Annotated in this window: 12 protein-coding genes and 2 pseudogenes; 6 read left to right on the top strand and 8 right to left on the bottom strand. The window is 37.0% G+C overall.

The annotated features are described in order from the left end of the window. Positions 1-861 carry an Rpn family recombination-promoting nuclease/putative transposase gene (locus ANA_RS14550; protein WP_015080813.1) on the bottom strand — a complete coding sequence of 287 codons (861 nt, stop codon included), beginning with the start codon at positions 859-861 and terminating at the stop codon, positions 1-3. Between the two features lie 661 nt (positions 862-1,522). On the opposite strand from ANA_RS14550, the gene ANA_RS14545 reads away from it, so the two are divergent. Then, positions 1,523-1,960: a VOC family protein gene (locus ANA_RS14545; protein WP_051155190.1), complete on the top strand. Its 438-nt coding sequence runs from the start codon at positions 1,523-1,525 to the stop codon at positions 1,958-1,960. An 84-nt stretch (positions 1,961-2,044) separates the two neighbouring features. Here ANA_RS14545 and ANA_RS26865 read toward each other — a convergent pair whose 3' ends face one another. Next, positions 2,045-2,221 (bottom strand): hypothetical protein, encoded by a 177-nt coding sequence (locus tag ANA_RS26865; RefSeq protein ID WP_162471199.1) that lies wholly within the window; start codon positions 2,219-2,221, stop codon positions 2,045-2,047. A 14-nt stretch (positions 2,222-2,235) separates the two neighbouring features. Between ANA_RS26865 and ylqF the strand changes: the two genes are divergently transcribed. From ylqF to ANA_RS14525, 4 genes are all read left to right on the top strand, one after another. Continuing rightward, entirely contained in the window at positions 2,236-3,117 is an 882-nt protein-coding gene (gene ylqF, locus ANA_RS14540) for a ribosome biogenesis GTPase YlqF (protein ID WP_015080811.1), read from the top strand. A 213-nt stretch (positions 3,118-3,330) separates the two neighbouring features. Beyond that, complete coding sequence (locus ANA_RS14535; RefSeq protein WP_015080810.1) at positions 3,331-4,698, top strand: NAD-dependent succinate-semialdehyde dehydrogenase; 1,368 nt, start codon at positions 3,331-3,333, stop codon at positions 4,696-4,698. Positions 4,699-4,812: 114 nt separating this feature from the next. Beyond that, on the top strand, positions 4,813-6,456 hold the full coding sequence (locus ANA_RS14530; RefSeq protein WP_015080809.1) for an acetolactate synthase large subunit: 1,644 nt from the start codon (positions 4,813-4,815) through the stop codon (positions 6,454-6,456). Between the two features lie 319 nt (positions 6,457-6,775). Beyond that, positions 6,776-8,614, top strand: a complete 1,839-nt coding sequence (locus ANA_RS14525; RefSeq protein WP_015080808.1) for a bifunctional serine/threonine-protein kinase/formylglycine-generating enzyme family protein — start codon at positions 6,776-6,778, stop codon at positions 8,612-8,614. 44 nt (positions 8,615-8,658) lie between these two features. On the opposite strand, the gene ANA_RS14520 is transcribed toward ANA_RS14525, so the two are convergent. The 4 genes from ANA_RS14520 to ANA_RS14505 all read right to left on the bottom strand — a co-directional run bounded on the left by ANA_RS14520 (position 8,659) and on the right by ANA_RS14505 (position 10,811). Next, a complete protein-coding gene (locus tag ANA_RS14520; RefSeq protein ID WP_015080807.1) occupies positions 8,659-9,339 on the bottom strand; it encodes an SDR family oxidoreductase in 681 nt (226 codons plus the stop codon). A 52-nt stretch (positions 9,340-9,391) separates the two neighbouring features. Beyond that, complete coding sequence (locus ANA_RS14515; RefSeq protein WP_015080806.1) at positions 9,392-9,919, bottom strand: hypothetical protein; 528 nt, start codon at positions 9,917-9,919, stop codon at positions 9,392-9,394. A 75-nt stretch (positions 9,920-9,994) separates the two neighbouring features. Then, entirely contained in the window at positions 9,995-10,333 is a 339-nt protein-coding gene (locus ANA_RS14510) for a hypothetical protein (RefSeq protein WP_015080805.1), read from the bottom strand. Between the two features lie 112 nt (positions 10,334-10,445). Next, positions 10,446-10,811 (bottom strand): Lin0512 family protein, encoded by a 366-nt coding sequence (locus ANA_RS14505; RefSeq protein ID WP_015080804.1) that lies wholly within the window; start codon positions 10,809-10,811, stop codon positions 10,446-10,448. A 737-nt stretch (positions 10,812-11,548) separates the two neighbouring features. Here ANA_RS14505 and ANA_RS14500 point away from each other — a divergent pair. Then, entirely contained in the window at positions 11,549-11,917 is a 369-nt protein-coding gene (locus ANA_RS14500) for a pentapeptide repeat-containing protein (RefSeq protein ID WP_015080803.1), read from the top strand. Between the two features lie 131 nt (positions 11,918-12,048). Here the strand turns inward: ANA_RS14500 and ANA_RS24735 are convergent. Then, positions 12,049-12,162, bottom strand: a pseudogene (locus tag ANA_RS24735) (DUF1838 family protein); the annotation flags it as partial. Continuing rightward, positions 12,161-12,838, bottom strand: a pseudogene (locus ANA_RS14495) (VOC family protein); the annotation flags it as partial. The pseudogenes ANA_RS14495 and ANA_RS24735, both read right to left, overlap by 2 nt. Between the last annotated feature and the right edge of the window lie 7 nt (positions 12,839-12,845).

The raw sequence follows: 12,845 nt of genomic DNA, 5'->3' as shown, positions 1-12,845 counted from the left end.
CTACTTGTCTATCTCAGATTTTAACCATGTTTCCAAATCATTAATATCTGTAAAATCTAATAATGCTTCTCCTAACTTTTCCAGTTGTTCTATATTCAAACTGTTGATATTTTCGATGTAAATATCTTTCAATTTTCCAAATCTTTTTGATAACTGACGTATTAATAAAATCATCTCACCATTCTGCCTACCTTCTTCTCTACCTTCTTCTCTCCCTTCCTGCTTGGCTTCTTGATATACCCTTGTTTGCTTAATATCACTCACTAAAAACATTGCTTCTATCTCCTGACGGCTTAATTGTGAAAATTTGGACAATAAAACAGTCTCCAACAATTCTATAATACCTTGTTTTTCTCTGTCATTCTCAACTTCTGTCTTAGTTCTGTCCAAGAGAGCTTTAACTAATTTCGGTGCTTGTGCTTCCTTACTGACAATTAACTCAATTAACCCCATACCAATTGAACCTGGTGGTAATTCATCTAAATAAATTCGTTTAATTCTCCCACTATTAATCAATTCTTGTTGATAAGCAGTCAATTCTCCTACATCTAAACTCCGTTTCGCAAATAAAGCTACTCCTTGCCAATCTTGTACAGGTTTAAATTGATTAAGATAAATGTTGATTTCGGCGATTAATTCCCAGTAAAAATCCGGTTTTGGTTGAAATTGCACTTCTACAAAATAGATGGGTTTTTCTAGACTATCTGCCATAAAAATTCCATCAAATCGAAATGCTTTTTCTTTCACTTCCACAGAGGTAAATTTATAATCTGTGGCGTTTTCTGTAGGTTCTCCCAGAATTTCAAATAATAGGGTGTGAAAAGTGAGGAAGATTTGATAAAATATTGTGTCTGTGTGCATTATTCCTGATTTTGAAATTTCTTAATTACTTATTTATCTGCTGATTTTAACCATCTTTCCCAGTTCTCCATCTACTGTAATTGCATCTTCATTCTGAGATACAAATAACGTCTTGGTATTTTGGTTATGAGGACAAACTTTATTTTCCTATTTCCCTGCTTGGAGGGATTTATTTGGGAAATAATTATCTTGATAAATAAAAACCTTATATATATGGGCGCACACTTTCCCACCCATATCATAAGCATACCCGAAACTCGGAACACTGTCAACCCCCCTAGCTGAAATTACCAAAACTCGTTACATTATTGATAAAATTCTCAATAATAATGAGAATAAACCCCCAATAATTGAGAATGTTCTTTTTTGCCAAAATCCCATACAAATAACTTATAGAAATATTCGGTAAGTGTAAAACTCAGTGGCTTCAAGATATAAGCGAATGGTAGTCAAAATTGGAGATTATAGATGATCCAAAGCTTTTGATTTAGCTAGAAACATAATGTTTTTTAGATAAAAGTCAAAGATCGCTCACAGTTGTGCAAGACTAGAAGAAAGAAATATGTTTAGAAAAACTAATTTAAACTAATAATTATGCTGGGTGCGATATCTGGTGATGAATTAACTCCGCTCCTGGGGCAAATCTATGGTAAAAATAAATATGCAATATAATAGTATAATTATCACCATAGCCACAGTTAATTTTGATAATATAGTCAGTTTCTATACTCAATTACTAGAACAAAAACCAAAGAAACTAATTCCCCATATCTATGCTGAATTTCAAATTTCTGGCTTAAAATTAGGGATTTTTAAACCCAAATCGGCAAACGAACCTGAATTTGTCACTTATGTCCAAAGTCCGCTAAGTTTGTGTTTAGAAGTGAATAATCTAGAAACCGCTATATCTCACCTGACATCTTTAGGCTGTACCCCACCCGGAGCGATTTCTACAGCTTCCCACGGTCAAGAAATTTATGCCTACGACCCCGACGGCAACAGATTAATTTTACACCAATCTCATCAAGAGGGAACAGGGAACAGGGAACAGGGAACAGGGAACAAGCAAATATTATTACCACTAACAACTGACAACTAACAACTGTACGGGCGAAGCATTTGGAGAACTATTTTTGGCAATGACCGATAATTTATCTTCCCAATGCTTCGCCCCTACTGACAACTAACAACTGTACGGGCGAAGCATTTGGAGAACTATTTTTGGCAATGACCGATAATTTATCTTCCCAATGCTTCGCCCCCTACTAACAACTGACAACTGTACGGGCGAAGCATTTGGAGAACTATTTTTGGCAATGACCGATAATTTATTTTCCAAATGCTTCGCCCCTACTAACAACTAACAAACAATAAATGTCAATAACACAAAACTACAAATTAAATCTGATCCAATGGTATCCAGGCCACATTGCCAAAGCTGAAAAAAATCTCAAAGAACAGTTAAAACGGGTTGATGTGGTTTTAGAAGTCAGAGATGCTCGCATTCCCATAACCACAAATCACCCACAAATGAATGAATGGGTAGGGACGAAAACACGGATATTGGTACTGAACCGGGTAGATATGATTCTGCCACAAGTGCGATCGCGCTGGATAGAGTGGTTTAAAAATAGAGGCGAAGTTCCATATTTTACCAATGCTCAACATGGTCAAGGTATCACCGCCATTACCAAGGCTGCCCAAGCAGCGGGTATAGAACTTAACCAACGCCGCACAGATAGGGGAATGTTACCCCGTCCTGTTCGGGCTGTCGTGATTGGCTTTCCCAATGTCGGTAAATCAGCTTTAATTAACCGTTTAATTGGTAAGCGAGTTGTAGAAAGCGCAGCCCGTCCAGGTGTTACCCGGCAACTGCGGTGGGTAAGAATTTCTGATCAGCTACAATTACTAGATGCTCCTGGTGTTATTCCTGCCAGACTTGACAGCCAAGCCGCAGCCATCAAATTAGCTATTTGTGATGATATCGGTGAAGCAGCTTATGATAATCAACTGATAGCCGCAGCCTTCGTAGATATACTGAATGAACTTCAAGAAACGCATTCTAATTCATTACCACCACATCCATTACTTACACGATATGATCTCGATTCCATCATTTATACAGGAGAAGAATATTTACAAGTTTTAGCAGAGCATCGCTATAAAGGAGATGTAGAACGCGCAGCCAGACAAATGATCACTGATTTTCGGAAAGGATTTTTTGGAAATATATCTTTAGAATTACCGCCAATGTAACCGCTAATTTGTATTTATCTGGTAGTAAAAGTCAAAACTAAGTAGAACGGCTTGAATAATTCAAAGTTTGTAGTGAGGAAAGATAAATAATTATCCCCGCAAAACTATTGTTGATTATTTTCTCTCGAAGGCAATTTTCGTGTTAGCTTCTGTGATGAATGTGTGTAACACTGGAAAGCTACCTCAAACTATTTTTTAATGGGAGGTCAGGTAATGGCTATAGCTACCATTAATCCCACCACTGGGGAAACGCTCAAAACTTTTGAGCCACTAAATGATACAGAAATTGTTGCTAAGTTAGATTTGGCAGGAAAGGCTTTTGAAGGATATCGTCAGACGAGTTTTATAGAGCGATCGCACTGGTTAGAACAAGCAGCAACTATTTTAGACCAAGAAAAGGCAGATTTAGGGAAATTGATGACCCTGGAGATGGGTAAACCATTAAAAGCGGCGATCGCAGAAGTTGAAAAATGCGCCCTGGTTTGTCGTTATTATGCCGAAAATGCCCCTAGTTTTCTAGCTGATGTCACCATTAAAACCGATGCTAGTCATAGTTTTGTAAAATATCAACCTTTAGGGGTAATTCTCGCCGTCATGCCTTGGAATTTTCCATTTTGGCAAGTTTTCCGGTTTGCTGCACCAGCACTCATGGCAGGCAATGTGGGGCTACTCAAACACGCTTCCAATGTGCCACAGTGCGCCCTGGCGATCGAAGATATTATCCGCCGTGCAGGTTTTCCCCCAGGTGTATTTCAAACATTATTAATTGGTGCTTCTCAAGTTGCCAATCTCATGGCTGATGATCGCATCAAAGCCGCAACCTTGACAGGTAGTGAACCAGCAGGTATATCCCTCGCCGTTGCATCTGGGAAACAAATCAAAAAAACTGTTTTAGAATTGGGGGGCAGTGACCCATTTATTGTTTTAGAAAGTGCCGATTTAGAAACAGCAGTTAGCACCGCAGTAACAGCAAGAATGTTAAATAATGGACAATCTTGTATTGCTGCGAAACGCTTTATAATTGCTGAATCTGTGGCTGATCAATTTGAAAAATTGCTGTTAGAAAAATTTCAAGCCCTGAAAATTGGTAATCCAATGGCAGCAGATACAGATTTGGGACCATTGGCAACTCCTGATATTCTCCAAGAATTAGACGAACAAGTTAAAAATGCGGTAAAAAGTGGTGGTAAAGTCCTCATCGGTGGACACCCGTTAACAGAAATGTCAGGGAACTTTTATCCGCCCACAATTATCATAGATATTCCTGTAGATACACCAATTGCCCAAGAGGAATTTTTTGGACCAGTGGCATTATTATTCCGAGTTCCTGATATCGCAGCAGCAATTACATTAGCTAATGATAGTCCCTTTGGTTTGGGTGCAAGTGCATGGACAACAAATACAGAAGAACAAAATCGCCTAATTCAAGAAATTGAAGCCGGGGCAGTATTTATTAACAGCATGGTTAAGTCTGATCCTCGTTTACCTTTTGGGGGAATTAAGCGTTCTGGTTACGGTAGGGAGTTGAGTATTCAAGGTTTACATGAATTTGTGAATATCAAGACAGTTTGGGTGAAATGATTGTTTTTTTGAAACGCAGATGAACGCAGATGGACGCAGATAAAGGCAGATAATTGGTTTTTATTTATGCCTTGATTTGGTGATTTTGATATTTTTTTATTTTGAGGAAATGATATGAATACCGCAGAATTATTAGTACAGTGTTTAGAAAATGAAGGAGTTCAATATGTTTTTGGACTCCCTGGAGAAGAGAATTTGCACGTTTTGGAAGCTTTAAAAACATCCTCAATTCAATTTATTACTACCCGTCATGAACAGGGTGCAGCCTTCATGGCTGATGTTTATGGGAGGTTAACAGGAAAAGCCGGAGTCTGTCTTTCTACCCTTGGTCCTGGGGCAACTAATTTAATGACTGGGGTGGCAGATGCTAACTTAGATGGTGCGCCATTGGTGGCAATTACGGGGCAGGTGGGAACAGATAGAATGCACATTGAATCCCATCAATATTTAGATTTGGTGGCAATGTTTGCCCCAGTTACTAAGTGGAATAAACAGATTGTCAGGCCGAGTATTACACCCGAAGTTGTGAGAAAAGCCTTCAAGCGATCGCAAACTGAAAAACCTGGTGCTGTTCACATTGATTTACCAGAAAATATTGCCGCCATGCCTGTCGAAGGCAAACCTTTAAATAAGGATAATAGCGAAAAAACTTATGCTTCCTTTGCCAGTATTCGCGCCGCTGCTGGGGCAATTTCCCAAGCCGTTAATCCCATCATTTTAGTCGGAAATGGAGCAATTCGCGCCCATGCTAGTGATGCAGTTACGCAATTTGCCACCCAAATGAATATTCCTGTTGTGAATACTTTTATGGGTAAAGGAGTCATTCCCTATACCCATCCTTTAGCACTTTGGTCTGTGGGATTACAACAACGAGATTTCATTACCTGCGGCTTTGATAGTACAGATTTAGTCATAGCAATTGGTTATGATTTAATTGAATTTTCCCCCAAAAAATGGAATCCAGAAGGGACAATTCCTATTATCCATATTGCGGCCACTTCTTCGGAAATTGATAGTAGTTATATTCCCCAAGTAGAAATAGTTGGCGATATTTCTGATTCTCTTAATGAAATATTAAAATTAGCAGACAGACACAATAAACCCAATCCCTATTCTATTAGCTTACGTTCTAACATTCGCGCTGATTACGAAGAATATGCCAACGATGATGAATTTCCCATTAAACCGCAGAAACTAATTTATGACTTGCGGCAAGTTATGGGACCAGATGATATTGTAATTTCTGATGTTGGTGCCCATAAAATGTGGATTGCTAGACATTATCATTGTCATAGTCCCAATACTTGCATTATTTCCAATGGTTTTGCTGCCATGGGTATTGCGATTCCTGGTGCATTAGCCGCAAAATTAGTTTATCCAGATCGTAAAGTTGTCGCTGCAACTGGTGACGGTGGTTTTATGATGAATTGTCAAGAATTGGAAACTGCTTTGCGCGTCGGAACACCATTTGTTACCCTGATTTTTAATGACGGTGGCTATGGTTTAATTGAGTGGAAACAAGAAAACCAATTTGGTCCTGGTAACTCATCTTTTGTCCATTTTGGTAATCCTGATTTTGTCAAATTTGCCGAAAGTATGGGATTGAAAGGTTATCGAGTGGAGTCTGTCGCAGATTTTGTTCCCTTACTTAAAGAAGCTTTGGCACAAGATGTACCAGCGGTGATAGATTGTCGGGTAGATTATCGAGAAAATCGCCGTTTTACCAAAAAAGCCGGTGAGTTAAGCTGCGAAATTTAAATATTTGTAGGGACGGGGAAACCCCGTCCCCTGCTGACAATTTTTTTTGTATTAACTTTCAGCAACAAACATCACAGATTTCTCAACTTGAAAGTGTTATTCATAAATAAATCGTCTTAACTGTGATTTTTGTGATATACATCATAATCATCATAGAAATCAAATAAATCATAGTTTAGATTTTTTTGTGATCAAGATGATTTTTTATGATTACCTATAATTTTAATCACAATAATCATTGAAATCAAATAAATCATAGTTTAGACAACTTAATAATATTGGGGATGAATTTTGAAAAGATGCTATTTTCTCAACATTCATGCAAATTTGTCAAAATCCCAATTGTTCCAACCCCTTCAACCCGAAAACCTCTAAATCTTGTCTGAGTTGTCAAGAAAGTAATTTTGGGGAAATGCTGCGAAACCGTTACCGGGTTTTGAGGTTATTAGGTGAAGGTGGATTTAGCAGAACCTACGCTGCTGAAGATGTAGATAGACTGAATGCACCCTGTGTAATTAAGCAATTTTTCCCCCAAGTTCAGGGAACTGGACAACGTGCCAAAGCAGCGGAATTTTTCAAAGAAGAAGCTTTTAGACTCTACGATTTGGGAGAAAACCATGCCCAAATTCCCCGACTTTTAGCTTACTTTGAACAAGGTTCTAGTTTGTATTTAGTACAGGAATTTATTATTGGGAAAACTCTTCTCGAAGAACTGCAAAATCAAGCTTATGATGAAACCGAAGTTCGGCAACTTTTGGCTGACTTATTACCAGTTATAGATTTTGTTCACAAACATAATGTAATTCACCGCGATATCAAACCAGAAAACATTGTGCGTCGAGATAGTGATAGAAAACCCGTATTAATTGATTTTGGAGGTGCGAAACAAGTTACTCAAACCAGTATAGCTAGACAAGCAACAGCTATTTATACCCTTGGTTATGCCCCAACTGAACAAATGGCTGGGTTTGCTTGTCAAGCAAGTGATTTATATGCCTTGGGTGTCACTTGTGTACGCTTATTAACTCAAGATTTACCATTACAAAATGATTATGGACAACTTCAAGATCATCTTTATGATGCCATGAATGCTAAATGGTTATGGGCAGAACGTTTACGAATCAAAGGAATTACTATTAGTAATGAATTAAAGCAAATCCTAGATAAGTTACTCCAACATTTTGCACATGATAGATATCAATCAGCAATGGATGTTTTGGATGATTTGAACTTTCCTAAATCTCCCGTAGTCATTAAATTTTCTTCCTTTCCTAAACCACCATTAATCCTTCCACCTTCCCCAAAAATTACTGTTCCCTTACCTTCCTTGTCTAACTTTGATTTTTATGTAATTACCGTAGATACTTCGGGGAGAGAAGTTAACCGTGATAGACGAAATACTAAATATTTTAAAGAAGAATTAGGCAGAAATACAACTTTAGAAATGGTATCAATTCCCAATGGGAATTTTATCATGGGTTCTCTAAGTTGTGAAGGTGATGATGATGAACGTCCTCAACATCAAGTCATAGTTCCAGCGTTTTTCATGGGAAAATATCCTATTACCCAATTACAGTGGAGAACCATAGCAGCTTTACCTCCAGTTCAACAAGAATTGCACCCTAACCCCTCAAAATTTAAAGGTGCAAATTTGCCTGTCGAAAATGTTTCTTGGTATGAAGCTGTAGAATTTTGTGCCAGATTGGCAATTAAAACTGGGAGAGAATATCGTTTACCTAGTGAAGCCGAATGGGAGTATGCTTGTCGCGCAGGAACTACCACATCTTTCCATTTTGGAGAAACTATTACTTCTGATTTAATTAACTGTAGCGGTAGCGATACTTATTCTGTAGAACCAAAAAGTAGATTTCGGAAAAAAACAACTGATGTTGGTTATTTTGAAGCTGCTAATGCTTTTGGTTTATATGATATGCACGGATTAGTCTGGGAATGGTGTGCAGATTCTTGGCATAATAACTATCATGGCGCACCTACAAATGGTAATGTCTGGGAAGATGGAGGTGATAAACATCGTCGGGTTTTAAGGGGTGGTGCATGGAATTTTGGGGCAGAACTTTGTCGCAGCGCTAGTAGAAGTTGGAATGAAGCAGACGGTGGTTTAAGAATGTGTGGTTTTCGGGTAGTATTTTCTGTTTAAATTGAATTAGTAGTGAGGACTTTAGTCCTCAAAGTTAACAACAACTAATCTAAATTAAATTCCACAAATTCCGGTAATCCTGGATATATCATATTCCGATCTATGGCTGAGAAAATTTTATTATTAGTATGATCAGAATTTAAACAGCGACAAACTAATTGGGCAACATCTGCACGATGAATAGTACCCACAATCTGAGGATTTTCGGTGATAATTCCGTTGTTGGTTGCTGGTTCTGATTTTAAACCACCAGGACGGATAATTGTATAGTTAAGTCCGCTGGAAATTAAATATTGTTCTGCTTTTTCTTTTTCAATTAAAACTGGTTTGAGTGCTTCTAAAGCTTGGGGAGGTAAAGCCACCACACTATCACCACTACCAATGGAAGTTACGAGAATAAACTTTTTAACTCCTGCTTTGACTGCGGCATCAATGAGGTTTTTATTACCGATATAATCAGGTTTGATATTATCTGTAGGTAAACCACCTAATGTACTGATAACGGCTTGAATAGGTTCATTTCCTAAAATTGCTTGTTCAATATCAGTTACATTTAACGCATCTCCTAGAATTGGATAAACACCCATTGCTTTTGCTACCACAGCAGCGGCTTCTGTTCTCAACAGGGCTTTAACTTGAATTTGTTGTGCTATCAAATATTTAGCGATTTCTTGCCCAACACCGCGACTAGCACCAGCTAGAAAAATGGAAGATGAGATTAACATAATTAGTCTATAAAAAAGATGCTATACTTACATTTAGCACAAAACTGTCATTTTAGAACGGAACTATTTCAAAGGCAAAAGTACCAATTAAACGTTCATCAATATAGACTTCTATTTGATGTTTACCCAAAGGATCTCCAGCAGCAATAGTCCAAAAATTTTCAATTACACCATTCACAGGTGTTACTGTGCGCGTGGAAGTTGCTGTTTTTCCATCTTTCGATATGGAGAAATTTTTATTATTTTCTGTTGTCCAAGTTTCGGGAGCTTGTGGTAAAGTTAAAACTTCGCGCCATTTGACTTTACCTTGATAATTATCAATTGTAATTCTCCAACCATAAGCATCACCTTCTTTTAAGGGAACTGTAGTTGTTGGAAAAAAATTGACTTTCCCTTCTGCGTTGACTATCTTTACGCCAAATTCACTCTTATTAACAACTAGTTGCTGATTAATAATTGGTTGATCATAATTTGTTGTACTTGCTGCCAAAGCCATACTAGACTTATGGAAAGCCGGAGTTATCATCGGCAATATCAAAGAAGCTGAAACTAATAAAAACTGGAAATTTATAATTTTCATCAACTTTATTTTCTAGTAAATAAGTAGGATACAAAATGTATATATCCTACTCTAAAAAAATATTTTTGGCAATAACTAATCTTCGTCAAGTGCAGGTAAAATTTCTTCAAATTGCCACAATTGATCTTTATTTTCTAGAAACCAAATCCGAGTTTCTGTAGTTAATTTACCCCAGATCACATCAACGGGAATATGGGGAGAAGCATATTGAAACTCTTCACCAAGAATTCTGAGATTATCCTCTATATTCCGAGGAATACCAAAATCCTCCCAATCAATTTTGACATTTCTGCCGATAACGCCCGCAGTCGGATCAAAAACTAATTGTGCAGTTCTGATTAAATCAGCAAAGTGTTGTGGTTTTAATCCAATTACTTCTTGGATTTGAGGTGATTGTTGAGGATCTTGAGACATTTTCGCTGGAGTTATGTAGATGTATAATTTGGAAAAATTACTGCCAGAGATGATCCCACTATCTCTACTTTAACTCAAAAAATCCACAAGAAATCAATATTTTCAAGATTAATTATGCAGTTTCTACAAAAACTGTAACTGCGGCTACAGCTATCAACATTTCATCATTTTTATCGTTGAGAGAAGCAATTGCTAAACCATTAACTACCATTCCCCCTGCTTCTAAGATGAGGGTTTTTTGACCAAAGGGAAGAACAGCTAATACTTCTGTTTCCCGTACTTGTTCGGGGTAAGGAACGGCAATTTTGACTTCTATAATCATTTCATTGGGATCTTTTAAGCCTGCTACTTCCATAATACCAAGCAACGCATTGTGAGCGATCGCATTTCTAACTGCTCTTGCTGCTGCTACCGTCGGTTCTTGTCCGTGTTGGTCTACACCCATGCCCATTTCGATAATAAAGCGTTTTAGTGGCATAGTTAAATTCCAGTAATTGTGTATCTATTAATGTAACGTTGTATGGGGTGGTTATGTGATTTTTCTTAATTTAAGGTCAAATACTAAAACTGTCATCAATAATTCTCGGTTTTCATCATCACGTTGAGTAACTTAAATCTAAATTCATGTTCCACCTGAGAACCTAGTGTAATTCTATAATTTGGATGTTATTTAACAGCTTATTAGCTTATGTAATTGTCAAGAAATTTTTACTCTTCTCCAAATATAATTATGGCAAATCTGACATCTTTATACAGGAATACTGCGCTATTTACTATTTAGCCGTGTTTGATTAACTACTATTTACTATGATTCATTTTTAACTAGTGTCAGTTCAGAAAGTGTCACTCTCTACACTAGCAATTTAATTTTAAAAGAGATATCCTTAGTGAATGCAAGGAGTGATACCACTTCAGCTTATATTTGTTACAATTTTCCTAGCACTACTTATACTTTTTGTTATTTAAGTTGCGGGTTTCAAATGTTACAAAAATAATGAATTGGTAGAAAGTTATACGGGGAAACGCTTGAGTTACAAAACTCAGGCGTTTTTTATGTGTAAAATAGTTATATTCCCATAAATAGTATTAATTTATCAGTGTTTAATAATACTATTTATGTTTATATGGGCAAAAATTTTTGTGGTGATAAAATGCCAATAAACAACTTAGGAACTATTCTGGAGATAGAGGTTTTGTTGCTCAAGTAGGTTAGATATGGAAACTGAGGAACTAAAACGGCGTTATCTTGCAGGAGAAAGATATTTTGTTTCTGCTAAATTAATCAGGGCTAAATTAATTAATGCCTATTTACCCGGAATTAATTTATGGGGAGCAGATTTAAGTGAAGCTAACTTAGCTAAAGCTAAACTCTGGGGTGCAGATTTGAGTGGAACGAATTTAGCAAAGGCAAATTTGACTAAAGCAAATTTATCTGGTGTCAATCTCACTGAAGCAAATCTTCGGGGTGCTAGGCTGCATTATACTAAGTTATATGGAGCGAATTTACATCGTGCATATTATGATGAAAGCACCAAATTTCCAAGAAATTTTGATCCTCTGAGTCACAATATGCACAAGTTGTAATTACAGCAGGAGTCAGGAGTCAGGAGTCAGGAGTCAGGAGTAAAACTGTCTTTGTGTATAGGTTTCAATTTAGATTCTGTACCCCATTAATCTGCAATTTGCTGTCTCTACATTCATTTTCGGAGAGGTCTAATTCTATCCCAAGACAGGCTTAATTGCGTAACTGAATTTAGTTCTGCATTTTCTAATTCTGCTGTAGGTACAGAGATTTTAAATAATTCTGCGGCTTGATAAATTCCTCCTGGACGATTCATAAGTTGTTTCTATATCATCACGTACACGCAATAAACCTAAAGCTTGTTCATAGAATTTGAGAATTTCTTTACTATCATCTTGGACAACTATACCTACATGAGTAAACTGACTAGTTTTTAAAGGTGAATGATCATTAATCTGTCCATAATTAGTCACATCATAACCAAAACGTTGAAATAAAACTTGCCGAGTTAATGGTTGAAGTAATAGCATTTCTCGTACCCCCACCAACGGTTCTACGAAAGGACGAATTTTTTGATCTTTGTTATAAATTACTTCCCAGTGAGTTTGAGTGTAAAGAATGTTTTCACCAATTGATTTTGCTGCTTCCGCATGATTTAAAATCCCTAATATATCCGCAGTTAAGGTAGTAGCCCAACGATTACCTTTTGTTTTCATGGAACTCACACCTAACCCTGTAGATGTAGGATTTTGCCAAATCATTAACCGAATTAATCCATGATCTGCATTTTGATGATAAAGTCGAATAGTCTGTAAAGGTGAATTTACCCGATATAGTTGATAAGCTGTAGTTGCGGTTAATTCTCCTATTTCTCCAATCCGATAACCAAATTGTTGCCAATATTGAATTGCAGAAATAGCATCTGGGACACCAATACAGACTTCATATATGCTGCTAATTGTTGTATTATTGTTTGAATTCATAATTTAT

The sequence above is a fragment of the Anabaena sp. 90 genome (assembly GCF_000312705.1).
Taxonomy (GTDB): domain Bacteria; phylum Cyanobacteriota; class Cyanobacteriia; order Cyanobacteriales; family Nostocaceae; genus Dolichospermum; species Dolichospermum lemmermannii.
This window is presented reverse-complemented; position numbering and strand designations above follow the sequence as displayed.

Excerpts from the sequence above, each read along its gene's own strand:
- ANA_RS14550 (WP_015080813.1), bottom strand. The coding sequence starts at position 861 with ATGCACACAGACACAATATTTTATCAAATCTTCCTCACTTTTCACACC.
- ANA_RS14545 (WP_051155190.1), top strand. The coding sequence starts at position 1,523 with ATGCAATATAATAGTATAATTATCACCATAGCCACAGTTAATTTTGAT.
- ylqF (WP_015080811.1), top strand. The coding sequence starts at position 2,236 with ATGTCAATAACACAAAACTACAAATTAAATCTGATCCAATGGTATCCA.
- ANA_RS14535 (WP_015080810.1), top strand. The coding sequence starts at position 3,331 with ATGGCTATAGCTACCATTAATCCCACCACTGGGGAAACGCTCAAAACT.
- ANA_RS14530 (WP_015080809.1), top strand. The coding sequence starts at position 4,813 with ATGAATACCGCAGAATTATTAGTACAGTGTTTAGAAAATGAAGGAGTT.
- ANA_RS14525 (WP_015080808.1), top strand. The coding sequence starts at position 6,776 with ATGCAAATTTGTCAAAATCCCAATTGTTCCAACCCCTTCAACCCGAAA.
- ANA_RS14520 (WP_015080807.1), bottom strand. The coding sequence starts at position 9,339 with ATGTTAATCTCATCTTCCATTTTTCTAGCTGGTGCTAGTCGCGGTGTT.
- ANA_RS14515 (WP_015080806.1), bottom strand. The coding sequence starts at position 9,919 with ATGAAAATTATAAATTTCCAGTTTTTATTAGTTTCAGCTTCTTTGATA.
- ANA_RS14510 (WP_015080805.1), bottom strand. The coding sequence starts at position 10,333 with ATGTCTCAAGATCCTCAACAATCACCTCAAATCCAAGAAGTAATTGGA.
- ANA_RS14505 (WP_015080804.1), bottom strand. The coding sequence starts at position 10,811 with ATGCCACTAAAACGCTTTATTATCGAAATGGGCATGGGTGTAGACCAA.
- ANA_RS14500 (WP_015080803.1), top strand. The coding sequence starts at position 11,549 with ATGGAAACTGAGGAACTAAAACGGCGTTATCTTGCAGGAGAAAGATAT.